Annotated in this window: 15 protein-coding genes; 7 read left to right on the top strand and 8 right to left on the bottom strand. The window is 43.6% G+C overall.

From position 1 onward, the window contains the following. The first annotated feature begins 109 nt into the window (after positions 1-109). Positions 110-1,414, top strand: a complete 1,305-nt coding sequence (bioA, locus tag HY58_RS04855; protein ID WP_039128767.1) for an adenosylmethionine--8-amino-7-oxononanoate transaminase — start codon at positions 110-112, stop codon at positions 1,412-1,414. 10 nt (positions 1,415-1,424) lie between these two features. Here the strand turns inward: bioA and HY58_RS04850 are convergent, their stop codons facing one another. The 3 genes from HY58_RS04850 to sppA are packed head-to-tail and all read right to left on the bottom strand — an operon-like array spanning position 1,425 to position 4,166. Further along, positions 1,425-1,916 (bottom strand): DUF2911 domain-containing protein, encoded by a 492-nt coding sequence (locus HY58_RS04850; protein ID WP_039128764.1) that lies wholly within the window; start codon positions 1,914-1,916, stop codon positions 1,425-1,427. Positions 1,917-1,940: 24 nt separating this feature from the next. Next, positions 1,941-2,396: a hypothetical protein gene (locus HY58_RS04845; protein WP_039128762.1), complete on the bottom strand. Its 456-nt coding sequence runs from the start codon at positions 2,394-2,396 to the stop codon at positions 1,941-1,943. Between the two features lie 12 nt (positions 2,397-2,408). Continuing rightward, positions 2,409-4,166 (bottom strand): signal peptide peptidase SppA, encoded by a 1,758-nt coding sequence (gene sppA / locus HY58_RS04840; protein ID WP_039128760.1) that lies wholly within the window; start codon positions 4,164-4,166, stop codon positions 2,409-2,411. A 58-nt stretch (positions 4,167-4,224) separates the two neighbouring features. Here sppA and folK point away from each other — a divergent pair, with 58 nt between their 5' ends. The 3 genes from folK to HY58_RS04825 are packed head-to-tail and all read left to right on the top strand — an operon-like array spanning position 4,225 to position 6,605. Next, positions 4,225-4,710: a 2-amino-4-hydroxy-6-hydroxymethyldihydropteridine diphosphokinase gene (gene folK / locus HY58_RS04835; protein WP_039128757.1), complete on the top strand. Its 486-nt coding sequence runs from the start codon at positions 4,225-4,227 to the stop codon at positions 4,708-4,710. Then, positions 4,707-5,339, top strand: coding sequence for a deoxynucleoside kinase (locus HY58_RS04830; RefSeq protein WP_039128754.1), 633 nt, complete (start codon positions 4,707-4,709; stop codon positions 5,337-5,339). Before folK ends, HY58_RS04830 begins: the two co-directional genes overlap by 4 nt. Before the next feature lie 9 nt (positions 5,340-5,348). Further along, positions 5,349-6,605, top strand: coding sequence for an MFS transporter (locus HY58_RS04825; protein WP_052323848.1), 1,257 nt, complete (start codon positions 5,349-5,351; stop codon positions 6,603-6,605). Here the strand turns inward: HY58_RS04825 and HY58_RS04820 are convergent, their stop codons facing one another. Together HY58_RS04820 and HY58_RS04815 are read right to left on the bottom strand one after the other, a co-directional pair. Further along, complete coding sequence (locus HY58_RS04820; RefSeq protein WP_039128751.1) at positions 6,606-8,837, bottom strand: cation:proton antiporter; 2,232 nt, start codon at positions 8,835-8,837, stop codon at positions 6,606-6,608. Between the two features lie 43 nt (positions 8,838-8,880). After that, the gene (locus tag HY58_RS04815; RefSeq protein WP_039128748.1) at positions 8,881-9,363 is read right to left on the bottom strand and encodes a YkgJ family cysteine cluster protein; all 483 of its coding nucleotides are present in this window, start codon (positions 9,361-9,363) and stop codon (positions 8,881-8,883) included. A 151-nt stretch (positions 9,364-9,514) separates the two neighbouring features. Between HY58_RS04815 and gcvP the strand changes: the two genes are divergently transcribed. Beyond that, complete coding sequence (gene gcvP, locus HY58_RS04810) at positions 9,515-12,397, top strand: aminomethyl-transferring glycine dehydrogenase (protein WP_039128745.1); 2,883 nt, start codon at positions 9,515-9,517, stop codon at positions 12,395-12,397. Positions 12,398-12,497: 100 nt separating this feature from the next. On the opposite strand, the gene HY58_RS04805 is transcribed toward gcvP, so the two are convergent. Further along, a complete protein-coding gene (locus HY58_RS04805; protein WP_052323846.1) occupies positions 12,498-13,400 on the bottom strand; it encodes a polysaccharide deacetylase family protein in 903 nt (300 codons plus the stop codon). Between the two features lie 79 nt (positions 13,401-13,479). Between HY58_RS04805 and HY58_RS19960 the strand changes: the two genes are divergently transcribed. Together HY58_RS19960 and HY58_RS04795 are read left to right on the top strand one after the other, a co-directional pair. After that, entirely contained in the window at positions 13,480-14,130 is a 651-nt protein-coding gene (locus tag HY58_RS19960; RefSeq protein ID WP_039128742.1) for a DnaJ domain-containing protein, read from the top strand. A gap of 11 nt (positions 14,131-14,141) precedes the next feature. After that, a complete protein-coding gene (locus HY58_RS04795) occupies positions 14,142-15,269 on the top strand; it encodes a lactonase family protein (RefSeq protein WP_039128739.1) in 1,128 nt (375 codons plus the stop codon). Here HY58_RS04795 and HY58_RS04790 read toward each other — a convergent pair. Both HY58_RS04790 and HY58_RS04785 read right to left on the bottom strand, forming a co-directional pair. Then, complete coding sequence (locus tag HY58_RS04790; protein ID WP_039128736.1) at positions 15,266-16,666, bottom strand: serine hydrolase; 1,401 nt, start codon at positions 16,664-16,666, stop codon at positions 15,266-15,268. The two genes, HY58_RS04795 and HY58_RS04790, sit on opposite strands and share 4 nt — an antisense overlap. 7 nt (positions 16,667-16,673) lie before the next feature. After that, positions 16,674-17,684 carry a DUF4421 domain-containing protein gene (locus HY58_RS04785; protein WP_172644599.1) on the bottom strand — a complete coding sequence of 337 codons (1,011 nt, stop codon included), beginning with the start codon at positions 17,682-17,684 and terminating at the stop codon, positions 16,674-16,676. Positions 17,685-17,715: the final 31 nt, after the last annotated feature.

Below are 17,715 nucleotides of genomic sequence, written 5' to 3'. Positions count from 1 at the left end.
ATTAAACTGACAAGGTATTATTGTTGGCCGTTGCATGTAGATAAAAAAATACAAATGGACGTTTATGGTATTGAATGGTAGGCTGAAGGCTTTAACCTAGTTTTACGGCATGAACTGGATAGAGAAAGACAGGGAGCTGATCTGGCATCCCTTTACCCCGCAGAAGGAATCTCCCGAACCCATCTTCATCGAATCCGGGAAAGGTAGCTGGCTTTTTGATGAAAAGGGGAATAAATACCTTGATGCCATCAGTAGCTGGTGGGTGAATCTTCACGGTCATTCCCATCCTTATATAGCAGAAAAGCTTTACCAGCAGGCACTGGTTCTGGAACATATAATCTTTGCAGGCTTTACCCACCAGCCTGCGATAGCTCTTGCCGACCGTTTGATTCCGCTGCTTCCGGGTGATTTTTCGCGCATATTTTATTCCGACAACGGCTCAACTTCCACTGAGGTAGCACTCAAAATGGCGCTTCAATATTGGTGGAACAAGGGAACGACTGAATCGGAGGATTCACCGACACCCCGCCGAACCATTCTTGCATTCAATAACTCTTACCATGGCGATACATTCGGAGCTATGTCTGTAAGTGACCGCAGTGTTTTTACCCGCCCATTTCATGATCTGCTTTTTGATGTATGCTTTATTGATACGCCAACATCAGGCAATGGCGGAGAGTTGGACAATCTTCTTGAAAAGGAGGGACAAAAAATAGCAGCATTCATTTATGAACCACTTGTTCAGGGAGCAGGTGGTATAAAACTTATGGACCCCCGGCTGTTAAATGGTGTGCTGGAAAAAGTGAAGGCCAGGGGAATTATTTGTATAGCGGATGAAGTTATGACGGGATTTGGGAGAACAGGAAGGCTATTTGCCAGTGATTACCTGAAGCAGAAACCAGATATCATTTGCTTATCAAAAGGTTTAACTGGTGGGGTGATGCCTTTAGGAATTACTGCCTGTACAAAGAAAATTTATGAAGCATATTTAAGTGACGATAGAAAAAAAACTTTTTTTCATGGTCATTCCTTCACTGCAAACCCACTGGCATGCACAGCTGCCATTGCCAGCCTGGAGCTTTTGCTGGAACCAGCGGCAAGGGAAGGCATTGAAAGGATCTGTAAATTGAATGTAGTATTTGAAGAAAAACTAAAAGAAAAATATGAATCCAGGAATGTTATTAAAAACACCCGTGTATCGGGAACCATACTTGCTTTCGAAATAAATACGGGAGAAGATGTGTACCTGAATGAAATCAGCAGGATCGTGACGGAAAAAGCTCTTGAAAAGGGAGTGTATCTGCGTCCGCTGGGCAATACAGTATATTTTATGCCCCCTTATTGTATAACTGAAAACGAGTATGGCTTCCTGACAAAGGTGACGGAAGCCATACTGGATGAATTATTTCCTTAAATAAAATCTATCAGGATACCGGAACTGCCACCTGGGTTTTATCCCATTCCATGATCAACTGGCCATTATCAACTCTGATCGTAAAAGATTCAACGGGAGCTGATAATTGTTTTACCGGTGCTGTAACTTCCAGCACGTTTTTACCTTTGTGCTTGTCATACTCATAAGCACCCCACTGCTTTAACTGGCTATTTAGAATAATTTTCCATTCTTTCTCTCCAGGAATAGTGAATAGTGTATAGGTTCCCGCTTTTACAGGTTTTCCTCCCAGGCTTCCATCTGTTGTAAAAGTGATTTCTGTTGCTTCATCAGCACCTGCACGCCATACTTTACCATATGGCACCAGCGCACCAAAAATTTCCCGATCTTTCTTTGCAGGCCTGCCATAAGTTACACTTATGTGGCCGGCACTCACAGTTTCGTGCGGACTTTTTCTTTGTTGCTGGGCACAGGCAGGCAAAATGCTTGAAATAGCAATGATTACCAGAAATAAATACTTCATATAGCTGATTTTTATCTTTTAAAGTTAAGGATTCGCTTCCACAAGCGTCTTAAGATCGGTAAGACTTTCCTGCATGGGGGTGCCCAATTGTCCATCATATATAATACTTGCGATCTTTTCCCAGGGGTACCAGCTCAGGGTAAAATCAAAATACCATTGAACGGTAACGGTTCCTTCCACCTGGTTATAAACAGCCATACCGCTTTGAAATATTTTATCTCCAGCCTTCCAGCGTGTAAGTACCAGGCTATCTGTGCTACTGATTGTACTTACTGTAAATTTCTTACTACTGTCTTTAAAATATGCATTCCACAGAGGCCATTTTGACTGGTCTTTCAAATAAGGAAGCACATTATTACCAGCTGATCGGATATCAATGGCACGTGATATCCTTATACTGGAAGGTATTAACAGGCTCATGGCAGTGAGCAATAAAAAAAAGACAACAGCACTGATGAGTACCAGTTTTATTAAGCGCATGAAGTAATTGAATTAGCGAATGATCAAACGGAATGGCATTTTCGCTTGTACTTTACCGATGGATTCTTTGATGGAAAGCCATTCGGTATAAATTCCATAAAACCCGGGTCCAAAACTTTCTTTAATTGATTTTGTTTCAACCGTGTTTTTGTAGGCCCCTGTAATGCGTTCAAATATGTTTAATTTTTCAGGGTATTCGCGGATTCGGTAAGTTTTGAGTTTAGCAAGGCCTGCAGCCGAATGCATGGCATCAACCAATCCACCGATTCTGTCAACCAGTCCAAGCGAAATTGCTCTTTTACCCGTCCATACCCTACCCTGTCCGATACTGTCTGCAGCGGCAATTGGCATCTTCCTGCCATTAGCCACCCGGGTTAGAAATGTATGATAGATACTATCAACATCCTGCTGAAAAAAACGTCGTTCTGTTTCAGAAAGAGGTTCTACAATTGATGGTGAATTGGCATAGGGTCCGGTTTCTACTCCGTCAAAAGTGACGCCCAGTTTGTTACCGAAAAAACCCTGCATATTAGGAATGATAGAAAAAACGCCAATAGATCCGGTAATGGTATTGGGTTGGGCAAAAATACTGTCGGCATTACAAGCCATATAATACCCACCCGAGGCTGCAACGTCTCCAAAACTTATAACAACCGGTTTATCATTTTTTGCAAGCTCCAATTCGCGCCACATATTTTCGCTGGCCATGGCACTGCCGCCACCAGAATTTATCCTGATCACTATTGCCCTCACCTTATCATCAAGCCTGGCTTTTCTTATATAATTACGGAAACGGTCACCGCCAATATTTTCTGCATCACCTGCCCCATCAACGATATTTCCTTCTGCATAAATGAGAGCGATACGGTCGGTTCCTTCGCCACGTTTATAATTTACTGCCTGTGCATATTTTCCCATTGACACAAAAGAAATTTTGTCAATGCTTTTGCTGTTACTAAGTCGGCGTATCTCTTCTTTCACTTCATCTTCATATTTGATGCCATCAATTAGTCCGGCATTGACCGCATCTAATGCTGACCTTATGCGATTTGAATCAGCCAAACGTCTTAATTCAGCAGAATCTTTTTTACGCGATAAAGCAGTTTCATGGAGGAAATGAGTGTAAAGATCTTCCAGCAGAACGCGGGATTGTAATTCATTGGCCGGCGTCATTTCTTCTTCGCGGAATGGTTCTGTTGCACTTTTAAATTTCCCTGCATAAAAAATCTGGGGTTCAATTTCTAACCGGTCCAGTGCTTTTTTAAAGAATACATATTGAAGACCAAATCCCCGCCAGTCGACTCCGCCTTTGGGATGTGTATATATTTTACCAGCAACATTGGCAACATGGTATGCCTGCTGAGGAATCACTTCTCCATAGGCAATGATGAACTTTCCGGAGGACTTAAAATCTTTAAGAGCCGTTCTGATTTCCTCATTGGTGCCAAAGCCATTGGCATTGGAGCCTGCCTTCAGGTAAATACCTTCCACCTCGTCATCATTTTTTGCAAACTGAAGAAGGCGCACGATATCAAAAACACCCGGCTGAGCAAAATCATCGCTACCACTGAATGGTCCGAAAGGATCTTCCTTTGCCTGTTCTGCAATCGGTTTGCTCAGGTCGAGGTATAAAACAGAATGCTGGTCTATCACCACATCCTCCCGTGAGGCCACTGCGCCTGCAATACCGAACAATAGAAAAACTGTCAGCAATGCAAAAACGAAGAGAGCCAGGAGCGCTGCGAAAAAGTATTTGAAGAATTGTGCCATAGAACAGCTTGGTTAAAAAATAGTTTGCCGGATATTTGGGCTGTAAAGTAAAGAATATATGCATAAAGCATACCTCTTGATAGGGGGTAATATGGGAAACCGCGTGGGATATCTTGAACAGGCAGCCAGCCTTATTGGAAAAATGGCTGGCAGGGTGACCCGCCGCTCCTCCATTTATGAAACGGCTGCCTGGGGAAAGATGGACCAGGCTGCATTTCTTAACCAGGTATTGGAGCTGGAGACCGAGGAAGACGCCATGGACCTTATGACAACATTATTGCTGATAGAAGAAAAAATGGGTCGGCGCCGACTAAACCGGTACGGGCCCCGGATAATTGATATCGATATTCTGTTATTTGACCAACAGGTTCATGATACGGCCCATATTGCTATTCCCCATCCCCAACTTCCCAACCGGCGTTTTGCCCTCGTTCCCCTGGCAGAACTGGCCTCCGATCTTGTACACCCTGTTGAGGGTGTAACTATAAAGGTAATGCTGGACGAATGCCCCGATGAGCTGGCTGTAAATAAAATCACCCTATGAATTATCATTTTATTACGATCGAAGGAAATATTGGAGCTGGTAAAACCACACTTGCCCATCTTTTATCAAAACATTATAATGCAAGATTGATTCTGGAGGCCTTCGCGGATAATCCATTCCTGCCGAAATTCTATGAAAATCCAACCCAGTTTGCTTTCCCCCTTGAATTATTCTTTATGGCAGAGCGTTATAAGCAACTAAAAGAACTGGTGCATACAAAGGATCTTTTTCACAGTATTACGATCTCAGATTATCTCTTTACCAAATGCCTGTTATTCGCCAAGGTTAACCTTCCGGAAGAGGAGTTCAGATTGTATCAGAGTCTTTTTGATATTATCCACCAGCAGTTGGTAAAACCAGACATACTTATTTATTTGCATGCGCCGGTGCAGAAGTTGCAGGTCAATATCCGTAAACGCAACAGGCCATATGAACAAAGCATACCCGATGAATACCTTTTCAATATCCAGGAAACCTATACTCAATACATTCGCCAGCATAATATAAAAACACTATTTGTAGATGTAAGCAATGCTGATTTCCTGGGTAATGAGAAACATGTTCAGGCAATACTGGATGCACTGGAAAAAGATTATGAGAATGGAAAACACTTTATTGCACTTCCCTAACGCCCATATATGACCGATATCCAGCCTGCACGGCAACAACAGTCAGATCCGCTTGCCAGTATCAGGCTACCGGAGTTCCGTTTTCTTATGGCTGGAAGATTCCTTTTTATCATGGCCCTTCGAATGATGTCAACACTTGTTGGATGGTGGTTATATGAGCTAACGAATGACCCCTTAGCCATGGGTTTGGTGGGCCTGGCAGAAGCTATCCCTGCCATATCTCTGGCATTGTACGCCGGGCATGTGATAGATCTTTCTGATAAACGTAAACTCCTGCTCAAAGGATTATATTTATACCTGAGTTGCGCCCTTGCGCTTTTGATGCTTTCCTGGTCATATCATAATGGTGGTACCAAAGCGATGGTTGTTGGGGGAATTTATATTGCAATATTCTTCACTGGTATTTTCCGTGCATTCACTGGACCATCCTTTTCAGCTATACTGGCACAAATGGTACCCCGGCCCTTACTGGCAAATGCAACCACCTGGAGCCAGGGCACCTGGTTAACAGCCTCCGTGACGGGGCATGCGAGTGCAGGTTTCCTGATTGCTGCTTTTCATACTACCGGTACCCTGGTGGTAATTTGTTCACTCATCAGCATAGGGCTGATAATGATCAGCCGTCTTCTTCCTAAACCCCCGGCAGCAAGGGCAGGAAACCAGAGAACACTGGACAGTGTAATGGAAGGATTACAATTTGTCTTTAGAACAAAAGAAGTTCTGGGAGCGCTGACACTTGACCTGTTTGCCGTTCTCTTTGGTGGCGCAGTTGCTATGGTACCTGTATTTGCAAAAGATATTCTGAAGGTGGGTCCTATCGGATTTGGCTGGTTGAATGCCGCAGCTGATATAGGCGCCATATGCGTAGTTATTCTGCTAACGCTTTTCCCAATGAAAAAGGCACAGGGTAAGAAGCTTTTCTTTGCAGTGGGTGGTTTTGGACTGTGTATAATTGTATTCGCCATATCAAAAACATTCTGGCTTTCATTCGCGGCCCTATTGGTAAGTGGCCTGCTGGATGGTGTTAGCGTTGTGGTTCGGGGAACAATTCTACAACTCAAGACGCCAGATGATATGCGAGGCAGGGTGATGAGCGTAAACAGCATGTTCATTAACAGCAGTAATGAGATCGGTCAATTTGAGAGTGGTGTGGCTGCAAGGGCAATGGGCCTAATACCTTCAGTGATTTTCGGGGGCACTATGACAATACTGGTAGTGATGACCACCTGGTTTAAAGCACCGGCCTTGCGTAAGATGGAATACTGATCATTTACTATCGAGCATTTCCAGAATCCTTCGTCTGTCTCCCACTACCCAAACAATATCATCCCATTCAAAAATGGTATATGAATCAGGATTCAGGATACGCTGCCCATTTCTTTCAATGCCCACCACCAATCCATTTGTTTTTTCCCTGATACCGGAACCCCGAATGGTTTGTCCCTTCAGCAGGTTATGCTCATCCACCCTCATTTTCATCAGTTTTATATCTTCTTCTTCGGGTGTGGCAACTTTAGTTACCGATGGTTCAACTACCGCCCTGAATGCCTGAAGTTGCTGGTCAGTTCCAATTACGCCCAAACGGTCATAGGGAAATACCATTTCATCTCTTTTAGGAGCCGGAATTTTAATACTCCCCCTGTCAATTGATGCTATATTCACTCCATACTTTTCACGCCAGCTAAGGGATTCAAGACTTTTACCAAGCACTTCCGCTTCTGGCCGAACTGTAAAATAAACGAGGTGAGCATCCCATGGAGAAAGAGTACTTGTTGCACCCGTATTATTCTCAAGGTCCTTATGATGAAGGTTGGTCATGAATCGTCGTTCTATGCGGACATAAAAGGCCTGCAATCGTTTAGAAAAAATAAACAGCACCACGGCCAGCACAATAATGGCACCTATGAATGCTGTAATTACATTGAACAATTGGTTCAACAATAAAAATAAATAAAGTACAGCCAGCAGGTTACGAAGGATCTCCACTACCACCAGTGGTCCATGGTTTGCCTGGCTATTCAACCAAAGGCTGGTATAGGCCCCCCGCTGCAATTTTTTGATGGTAAGGGCCCATATAAAAGGAGAGAGCAGAAGTAATGTCAATGCAACTGTAATGACATGTGCCACCATCATATTATCAAACTGGGTACGTAACCATGGGTCGAGAAACCTGACAGCCATAAATATAGCGGCAAGTATTACCACCGAATTTAGGGTGATGGTAAAAAGGTAAGTTTTAAATACCTGCTTCCAGTCGGCATCAGCCGGTATCTGTTGTGCACCGGTACTATATCGGTTCAGCCTGTTACGCCAGCGTGGCGGCAACCTGTTGTCAATAAAATTATAGAGCGGTATGGAGCACTTTATCATGAAGGGAGTGGTAAAGGTTGTAATGACAGAAACCCCTACTGCAATAGGATAGAGAAATTTACTTGTAACGCCCAATGATACTCCCAGTGTAGCGATAATGAAAGAGAATTCGCCAATTTGTGACATGCTCATTCCAGCCTGCATACTTTGTTTAAGGGGTTGACCGGAAATGAAGGATCCAAGTGTCACATAAAAAGTTTTTCCGAGGATAACGGCAAGTGTTATGAACAATACAGGCCATTTATATTGCCATAACAGCGTTGGGTCGATAAGCATCCCGACGGATACAAAGAAGATAGCGCCGAAAAGATTTTTAACAGGCTGCATCTGGTGTTCAATGATCTCAGCCTGTGACGTTTCGGCTAAAACAGATCCCATAATAAACGCGCCAAGCGCAGCCGAGAAACCTATATTGGTAGCGAGAATTACCATAGCCAGGCAAAGTCCGAGTGAAATAATCAGCAGTGTTTCCTCATTCAACCACCTGGCGGCCCAACGGAAAAAGCTGGGAAGGATCAAAATACCGCTTAAAAACCAGAGGCTAAGAAAAAAGGCGAGTTTAACTACGGCAAAAATCAGTTCTTTACCGGCGAACTGCTGGCTTACAGCAACTGTTGAAAGTAAAACCATGAGTAAAACAGCAACGATATCTTCAATCACCAGCATTCCCATCACTGATGAGGCAAAGCTTTTATCCTTAAGCCCCTGCTCTTCAAATGCCCTTATGATAATTGTGGTGGAAGAAATGGCAATGATTCCACCCAGGAAAATGGAATTCATCTGTGACCAGCCCAGGAGCATGCCGGTTGTATAACCAAGCAGCAACATCCCACCGATTTCAATAATACCGGAAATGGAAGCTGCCCCTCCTACCCGCATGAGTTTCTTGAAACTAAATTCAAGTCCCAGGGAAAACAATAGAATAACCACGCCTATCTCTGCCCAGATCCTTACATCTTCGGCAGCGCCAACGGTAGGAAAAAAATTAAAATGAGGGCCCACCAACAAACCGGCAATGATATAGCCGAGTACAAGCGGCTGCTTCAGCATTCTGAAAATAAGGGTTGTGATAGCAGCCGCACCAAGAATTAAAGCCAGGTCCTTAATGAGAACAGGTAAATGAGCCATGTTCACAAATATCGGATTTGGCAATTGTATTTCCGCTGCCTTCTTACTTTATATTGACCATCAGTTTTTCCAGAACATAATATACAGCGGGACAAAAGCTACTGTTCTTTAAAGTGAGTGGAATCCGCTTCAGGAGTACGTCTTCATCCGTATAGGGGAAACGCTCACAATCTGAGGGCCGGTGTTCATAGATGCTGCAGAAATTATCATGGCCCAGAAACGGGCATGGTGTTGATCGCACAACATAGTCACCCTCTTCATCGAGCTGAAGGTAAGTTTCTATGAATACGCTTTCTTTCATGCGGAGGTGTTTACTGATCCTCTTTATATCTGTGGTTTTAAAACGCGGGGAATAATTCTTACAGCAAGCAGCGCATTGGAGGCAGTCGATCTTTTCAAAGGCTTCGTCGTGGAGTGCGGGCAGCGCCCTGAGTACCTTATTTTTATTGGCAGATTGTAAAAAGCTCTTATACAGCTTTTGCCGCTCTTCTGCTTTTTTCTGCCAATTGGGAAGGATTTCCGTCATCCCGCAAAGAAACAACATTTTCTCCGGCACCGCCGGCATGTGAACGTTAACAAAGAAGCAAACGTTTGCCTAAAGTATTGAACAAACAGATGTTAGTCTGCCGACCAAATATTACCTTTGCGCATCCGTAAAAAGGTCAATCTTTCATATTATGAATTTATTCCAATCGCAGTCGAATGAATTTCTTACCCGTCATATCGGCACCCTGTCTTCAACAAATGAAATGCTGGCTACAATAGGAGTTGGCAGTCTCGATGAACTTATCAATAAAACTATTCCTGAGGCTATCCGTAAAACTGATGCCCTGGCAGTACCAGAGGCAATAGGTGAAGCACAGTTGCTGAAGGAGTTGAAAGAGATCTCCCTTCGAAATAAAGTTTACCGATCCTATATTGGACAGGGTTATTATGACACCCTTACCCCCAGTGTTATCCTGAGAAACATTTTTGAGAATCCGGGATGGTATACCCAATACACTCCTTACCAGGCGGAGATCTCACAGGGGCGACTTGAAAGTTTACTCAATTACCAGACTATGGTAAGCGATTTGACCGGACTTCCCATTGCCAATGCATCACTGCTTGACGAAGCAACAGCCGCCGCGGAGGCGATGAATATGTTCTTCCATCATGTGAATCGTACGGAAAAGATTGACCAGCCTAAATTTTTTGTTGATAACGATGTTTATCCACAAACCCGCGACCTGTTAATAACAAGAGCAACCCCTATTGGAATAGAAGTTGTTTTTGGTGATTACAGGACTGCAGAAATTGATAATGGATATTTCGGCGCCCTGGTACAATATCCCAATGATAAGGGAAGCATTGAAGATTATCGGAATTTCATCGGTAAACTACATGCAGTTGGTGGATATGTAGCCATGGCAACAGACCTGCTTGCACTAACCCTGTTAAACTCACCTGGCGAATTAGGGGCGGATGTTGCGCTTGGTTCGGCACAACGTTTTGGTGTGCCTCTGGGTTATGGAGGACCACATGCAGCTTTCTTCAGTGCCAGGGATGATTTCAAGCGCGCATTACCCGGGCGTATAATTGGAATTAGTATTGACGCATCCGGTAACCGTGCCCTGAGAATGGCCTTGCAAACACGTGAACAACATATTAAGCGGGAGAAAGCAACTTCCAATATATGCACTGCCCAGGCGTTGCTGGCTAATATGGCAGCTATGTATGCCGTGTATCATGGTCCGGAGGGACTTCGTAATATAGCCATGCGGGTTAGCCTTCTTACGCGTACACTTGCCCATGAACTAAGTTCTCTTGGTTTCAAAATTGTAAATGAATATTATTTCGATACCCTCACTGTTGAAGTGACAGAGATTAGTGCGTTACGTGAAGCCGCACTAGCCAGAGAGATAAATTTCCGCTATTTACCGGGAAACCTGGTAGGAATTTCCCTGGATGAAACAGTAGTTCAATCTGACCTGCTCGACATTGTTGGTGTATTTGCTTCTATATCGGGCAATGAAAATTTTGGTGTAAGCTTTGACAATGAGGCGGCATTAGACAATATCCCTTCTGCACTTACACGTACCAGTGAGTACCTCACGCATCCTGTTTTCAATACACATAGAAGTGAGAGCCAGATGATGCGTTATATCAAATCATTGGAGAACAAAGATCTTTCTCTTAATACATCGATGATCTCCCTGGGAAGTTGCACGATGAAATTAAATGCTGCAACGGAGATGATGCCTTTGAGCTGGAGTCATTATAGTAAGATACATCCGTTTGCTCCGGTTGACCAGGCTGCGGGTTATCAGCAAATCATAAAAGAGCTATCTGCTTTTCTTTCCGTGATCACCGGATTTGATGCCTGCAGCATGCAACCCAACAGCGGTGCACAAGGTGAATATGCGGGATTACTTACCATCCGGAATTATCACCTTGCCAATGGCGATAAACATCGAAATGTGATCCTCATTCCGATTTCAGCCCATGGAACCAATCCTGCATCAGCAGTTATGGCGGGAATGAAAGTTGTGGTGGTGAAGGCCCTTGAAAACGGCTATATCGATCTGGAAGATTTCCGTGCCAAGGCTATACAGTACAGTGAAACCCTTGCTGGTACCATGATCACCTATCCCAGTACTTATGGAATTTTTGAGGAAACAGTTAAAGAGATCTGTGATATCGTTCACCAGCATGGTGGCCAGGTATATATGGATGGCGCCAATATGAATGCGCAGGTGGGATTAACTTCACCCGGCTTGATTGGTGCGGATGTTTGCCATCTGAACCTGCACAAAACCTTTGCCATTCCACATGGTGGTGGCGGCCCTGGAATGGGACCCATTTGTGTAAAAGCACACCTTGAACCACATTTACCCGGCCACTGGGCTACAGGAAATGGTGAAAATGAATATGGCGCGGTATCGGCTGCCCCTTATGGATCGGCATCTATCCTGCTTATAAGTTATGCTTATTGCAGGATGCTGGGTTCTGAGGGATTGCGCATGGCAACGGAATATGCTATCCTGAATGCCAATTATATGAAATCAAGGCTTGATAAAGCCTATTCAGTTCTATATAATGGAAGAAATGGAACCTGTGCGCATGAGTTCATCGTTGATCTCCGGCCGTTTAAAACAAGTGCAGGTATTGAAGCAGAAGATGTAGCCAAGCGCCTGATGGATTATGGATTCCATGCGCCAACGATGAGTTTCCCCGTACCCGGAACCATAATGATTGAGCCCACAGAAAGTGAGGACAAAGCCGAGTTGGATCGTTTCTGTGATGCAATGCTTTCAATTCGCGAAGAGATCGCAGCTATTGAAAATGGCCTGGCAGATAAAGGCAATAACGCACTCAAAAATGCACCACATACTCAATTTTTGATAACAGCTGACCAATGGGATAAACCCTATAGCCGTCAGAAGGCAGCTTTCCCGTTGCCATATGTTAAGGAGAATAAGTTCTGGCCAAGTGTGAGCCGTGTTAATAATACATTTGGCGATCGCAACCTCATCTGCACATGTGAGCCGGTTAGCTCATACGCAGAAGAAGAAGCCTGAGGCTGATGAATGGTAATTACTGAAAGATCGGTGATGATTAAACGCTGGTGATATATCAGCATTTATTGATCACCGATTTTCTTTTTAAAAGCCAGTGCGATTATTTACCAGTAAAGCTTCCGGCCATTCGCTTCAATAATTGGGGGCCGTCCCAGTTTCCCGGAACAATAATGCGACGGATAGTATGGATCGGGTCAGTTGAATCCCTGGCTGTTGATAATTGGTATGAGGCGACAATTCCCTTCTCCTTCAATGGTTGAATAATTTCAGGGCTCCATAACCCAAAAGGATATGCGAAAAATTCAACTGGTTTTCCCGTAATTGATTCCAATCTTTTCCTTGGCTTTGCCACTTGCTTATCCCAATCCTCGCCGGAATACTTCTTTACATTATTATGGTCCCAGGTGTGAAGGGCAATGGCATGTCCATCATCAGACAATTTGCGAATCTGTTCTTCGCTCATAAAGTTTGGGCGGTTTATGGCAACGGTCATAATAAAGAATACTGCCTTTTGATTCAAAGGCTTCAGTATTTCTTCCGAAACCTGGAACTGCTCATCGCAGCCATCATCAAAACTGATCATCACTGGCTTGGCTGGCAGGGTTTCGCCATTCACTAAATAGCGATAATGTTGTTCCGGAAGAATCGTAGTATATCCACTATCAGCCAGAATTTTCATTTGCTCTTTGAATACAGCAGGCGGAACTATATAATCACGCGCTGAGCGTGAGTCAGATGCCCGGTAATCACGAACCTGGTGATAACATAATACCGGAATTTGTGGCATTGATAAAACAGTGACTGCGTCTGGCACCTTTAAGGAAGATAAAGAAACGCTGGCTTCTTTATTTGCGGGGGTTGGGCTAATGCCTTGAGATGCTTCAGCGTTTTGTATGGCAATTTTTCCAGCCCCTTCCGGCTTGTTATTTGAACAGTTCAGCAGCAGTAATGAAAAGCCGGCAATAAAAGCTGGCCTTAACGGTAGCAGGAATTGAATTTTCATATTATTAAAACGCAAAGAGATAATTGTTGGTATCCGGCCATAAAATTAGTGTTAGCTGACCTATTTTTGATTTTTAATCATGGCTATAAAGGATTATTATGATATTCTGGAGATCCAGCCGGGTGCGGGCGATGCAGTAATTAAGAAAGCATACCGAAGGCTGGCCATGCGTTACCATCCAGACAGAAACATAGGCAATACATATGCCAGCAATCATTTCCGGGAGATCCAGGAGGCCTATGATGTGCTATCAGACCCAGTTAAGAGAAGTGAGTATCACCAGAAACGCTGGCAATTCAGTTCAGATCAGATTTATAAATATCCACCAATTATAATAACTCCGGCATTACTGCTAGCGGAGGCCCGTAAGATGGAAAAATATGTTTCCGGTATTGATATTTTCAGAATGAATCATCAAGCATTACAAAAGTTGCTTGCCCAGCTTTGCAGTGAAACTAATATCCGGACCCTCCAGGAATCAGAACAACCAGAAAAAAACCGGGAGATAGTTAACTGTATTCTTAATATCATCAGACCGCTTCGTTATCCAAATTTAGTACCACTTGTGCCGTCTATTGTTCAGATTGCCGGAACCGATAATGATCTTATTGAATCAATTGATAAGGAGGTAAAACAAAAGAGGATCCAATATTACCTGGAGAAATATAATTGGTTGTTTGTTGTTTTGTTAGCTTTAGGTATCAGCCTGATGATATATTTACTCGCTTAATTATAAATAACATGTTTAAAAGAATAATATTTCCACTCTTATTAAGTGTTTCTGTTTCCACTCTTTGGGCACAGCAATATTATCTTTTCACGGGAACCTATACCAACGGAACCAGCGAGGGGATCTATGTATATCGGTTTGATGCTTCCACGGGACAAGTTGAGGGTGTTGATACTGCCAGGGGAATTGAACAACCATCTTACCTGACCATTTCAGAAAATGGAGACTACCTCTATGCAGTAAGCGAAACAGGGGGAGATAAACCAGGGCATATAACTGCCTATTCCTTTGATAAATCAATTGGAAAACTTAAGCTTTTGAATACAAGGCCAAGCCTTGGTGACCATCCCTGCTATATAACGGTTTCGGAGAACCGTAAATGGGTGATCGCCGGAAATTACAGTGGTGGAAACATTGTAGCTTATAAAGTTAATGAGGATGGAAGTTTATCTGACCAGCACCAGTTAATTAATCATGAGGGTAAAAGTATAAATTCAGAAAGACAGGATGCGCCTCATGTACATGCAACAGTTATTACTCCCGATGGCGATTATTTGCTTGCTCCTGATCTTGGTACAGATAAAATTATGGTGTATCGCTTTAAAGAAAATGCCAGGCGCAATCCACTTTCTAAGGCGAAGGTTCCCTATGTTCACATTCACCCCGGCAGTGGTCCACGCCACCTTGCATTCCATCCAAACAGGAAATGGGTTTATTTAATGGAGGAAATGACCGGAGAAGTAAGCGGATATCGTTATAAAAATGGAAAACTTCAGCTCTTCGATAATATTGATGGACATCCCGCAGAATATAAAGGCAGCAGGGGCAGTGCCGATATACATATTTCTCATGATGGAAAAAACCTCTATACTTCCAACCGTTATGAGGCAAACAATATTGGTATTTTTATGATAGACCCCCGAAGTGGCAAATTAAAGAATACAGGATTTCAGGATGTAATTGGCAAGAAGCCACGGAATTTTGTAATTGAGCCTTCCGGCAAGTATGTTTTGGTTGCCAATCAGGATACCAATGATATCCGTTTTTTCCGTCGTGATTCTAGTACAGGATCATTAACACCCACGGAAACGGTTATTACCGTGGGTAGTCCGGTTTGCCTTAAATTATTTCCATATTAATTATGGATTGAAGACATGACGTCTCTTACAAATTTTTGAAGGTCAAAATTATATCCGGCTGTTTGTCCGAGCCGTACAATCACCAGTTTCTTTGAGGGTATACCTATGATATATTCTCCCTCATAGCCATAGGCATAAAACATGTCGCGGGGAAGGGAAGGAAACATACGCTTTGACGAATCGTTTGGGTTACCCGCATTCAGGCGAATATGATAACCATACTCACCTAACTGTGCTACTGGTGTTGGTGTGAGCGATTTTTTGATCCAATGTTCAGGCAGCAACTGTTCACCATTCCAGTTTCCATTATTAAGGTATAGCAATCCAAACCTCGCATAATCACGTGCGGTTGCGAGCATATAGGAAGAAGCCACATAAGTACCCGAGGCATCAGGTTCAAGAATTGCACTGAACATACCAACCTTATGAAACAGTTTAGTAGCGGGGAATGCGTGATAGATATCATCACCAAGGTTCTGGCGGATAAGCCGTGAAAGAATATTCGAATTTGCACTACAATAATAAAATACTGAGCCAGGCGGGTATTTTAATGGCTGTGTAGCAGCATATGCCCCCATATCGGCCTCACGGTAAAGCATATTGGTAACAGTAGTGGCTTTGGTATAGTCCTCTTCCACATCGAGCCCGGTGGTATGCGTTAATAAATTTTCGATCGTGATCTTTTCCCGACCGTCGGAAGCGGAACGCCATTCCGGAACTGCTGCCGGCATGGAGAGATCGAGCCGTCCATCCCTCACCATAATTCCAGTTAAAGCTCCCCACACCGATTTCGCCATTGACCATGAATAGAGGAGACTATTCCTATCAAATCCTGCTGAATAATGTTCTCCTACCAATTGACCATCGTACAATACCACTACTGCCCGGGTGCGAATAGGTTTATCAGCATCATTCTCCTCAAAGGCAAAACGGATCGCGTTTCTAAGAATTTCAGTATCTATTCCACGAGGGAAAGTATCGGGAATAAGATCACCCAGGGGCCAGGGAATTGAATCATAATTTATTATTGGAGAAGGCGGAAGGAGAATAGTCTTTGATCTCCACTCCTTTTCAGATATGCCTGTAATAAGTGTGCACCCCAATCCTTGCCTATAGGCAGCTTTCTGAACAGCAAACCCCAAAACAGATGCATTCACAGAACTATCTTCTTTATTCACAGAAATACGAGCAAGATTAAGGGGGAAGCGACCTAACTCCTCTGCCTTAACGGAATTCAGATTACGTCCGGCTGCAAAAACGCATGAACAGGTCATCTTTGCACTATATCCGCTGATAACAGGAAAAGCGCCCCATAAAAAATAGATCAAATAACCAATCAAAAGCAGCAATAGTAGTAATGTTATACGCTTCCACTGTATTCTTTTATTAATTCGCATACTGCTGCTATTTAGGGTCTAACCATTTAAGTTTGGGCTTGAGGCGCGGACCGGGTAAAAATCTGCGGGCAAGTGTTACCCTGTAATTACCTGTATTGAAAAGATATCGTTGGTTACTGCTGGCGCCTCTTACTGTAACACGGTTGCCAACCATTGTTAAGCTGGCCACCCAGCGATCACTATTATATCCGGCAACGCCCCTGTAAATAAAATTGGGACTTACGCTAAATTTATCGCTGGTTCCACCATTCCTGAATTCGCGTGTAAGGCCAACATCTAAATTGAGGGTAGCAGAGCCCGTGATGAACCAGTTTCTGGCCATAACAACTGTATAGGCATACCCTGCGCCGGGGCCCGCTTCTATAAAACGTACCCTCCTTACATCACGCTGGGGGTAATTCATTGAGAGCAATCCCGGCACAAAATTACTGTCAGCAGAAAAAGATCCTGCATAAATCTCGCCCCCCAATAACCATGTGCCGGCCGATTTTTGTTGCCATTCGCTCTGCACCATGGCTGCCCTGTAAGAAAATTTTCTTCCATTCTGCAATTGATACACGGCTAATCCAAATAGCGAAACGCCAATATCCGGACGTACATAATATTTATCATTGTCAGGTAGAGCAGTACCCCTGGGTAATAAAAAATAGCCTTTGTACAACTGGCCAAAAAAATCCATTGTCCAGTTACGGGTATAAATATGACTTTGAAGGTCAAGATAGCGTGTGTCACCTCTACCCTTATCGCGGTTCAGGAAGGGAAATCCATAGGCAAGGTTTAGAGTTAACGAGCGGTAGGTAAATCCCACGCCCATATTGATAGTGGTATTGGGCCGGTATCGGAGATCAGGAATATCATCTTTTCCTTCAAGAACAATGGCTGTATATTTCTGGGAAAAATAAAACCTGGAAATCAGTTCGGGAGCATATGTTTTTATATAGTGTGAATCTACTTCCGGATCAGGTTGTGGGTAGGCAGGAAATTGAGATGCAGCCGGAGTAACCATTTGCAGTATCATTATTAGCAAACCAACTATATGCAACCTTAGT

The organism is Flavihumibacter sp. ZG627 (assembly GCF_000814325.1).
In the GTDB taxonomy this organism is placed as follows: Bacteria; Bacteroidota; Bacteroidia; order Chitinophagales; family Chitinophagaceae; genus Flavihumibacter.
This window is presented reverse-complemented; position numbering and strand designations above follow the sequence as displayed.

Coding starts and splice junctions, on each gene's coding strand:
- HY58_RS04845 (WP_039128762.1), bottom strand. CDS start 2,396: ATGCGCTTAATAAAACTGGTACTCATCAGTGCTGTTGTCTTTTTTTTA.
- sppA (WP_039128760.1), bottom strand. CDS start 4,166: ATGGCACAATTCTTCAAATACTTTTTCGCAGCGCTCCTGGCTCTCTTC.
- HY58_RS04795 (WP_039128739.1), top strand. CDS start 14,142: ATGTTTAAAAGAATAATATTTCCACTCTTATTAAGTGTTTCTGTTTCC.
- HY58_RS04825 (WP_052323848.1), top strand. CDS start 5,349: ATGACCGATATCCAGCCTGCACGGCAACAACAGTCAGATCCGCTTGCC.
- HY58_RS04785 (WP_172644599.1), bottom strand. CDS start 17,684: ATGATACTGCAAATGGTTACTCCGGCTGCATCTCAATTTCCTGCCTAC.
- HY58_RS19960 (WP_039128742.1), top strand. CDS start 13,480: ATGGCTATAAAGGATTATTATGATATTCTGGAGATCCAGCCGGGTGCG.
- HY58_RS04820 (WP_039128751.1), bottom strand. CDS start 8,837: ATGGCTCATTTACCTGTTCTCATTAAGGACCTGGCTTTAATTCTTGGT.
- HY58_RS04830 (WP_039128754.1), top strand. CDS start 4,707: ATGAATTATCATTTTATTACGATCGAAGGAAATATTGGAGCTGGTAAA.
- folK (WP_039128757.1), top strand. CDS start 4,225: ATGCATAAAGCATACCTCTTGATAGGGGGTAATATGGGAAACCGCGTG.
- bioA (WP_039128767.1), top strand. CDS start 110: ATGAACTGGATAGAGAAAGACAGGGAGCTGATCTGGCATCCCTTTACC.
- HY58_RS04815 (WP_039128748.1), bottom strand. CDS start 9,363: ATGACGGAAATCCTTCCCAATTGGCAGAAAAAAGCAGAAGAGCGGCAA.
- HY58_RS04850 (WP_039128764.1), bottom strand. CDS start 1,916: ATGAAGTATTTATTTCTGGTAATCATTGCTATTTCAAGCATTTTGCCT.
- gcvP (WP_039128745.1), top strand. CDS start 9,515: ATGAATTTATTCCAATCGCAGTCGAATGAATTTCTTACCCGTCATATC.
- HY58_RS04790 (WP_039128736.1), bottom strand. CDS start 16,666: ATGCGAATTAATAAAAGAATACAGTGGAAGCGTATAACATTACTACTA.
- HY58_RS04805 (WP_052323846.1), bottom strand. CDS start 13,400: ATGAAAATTCAATTCCTGCTACCGTTAAGGCCAGCTTTTATTGCCGGC.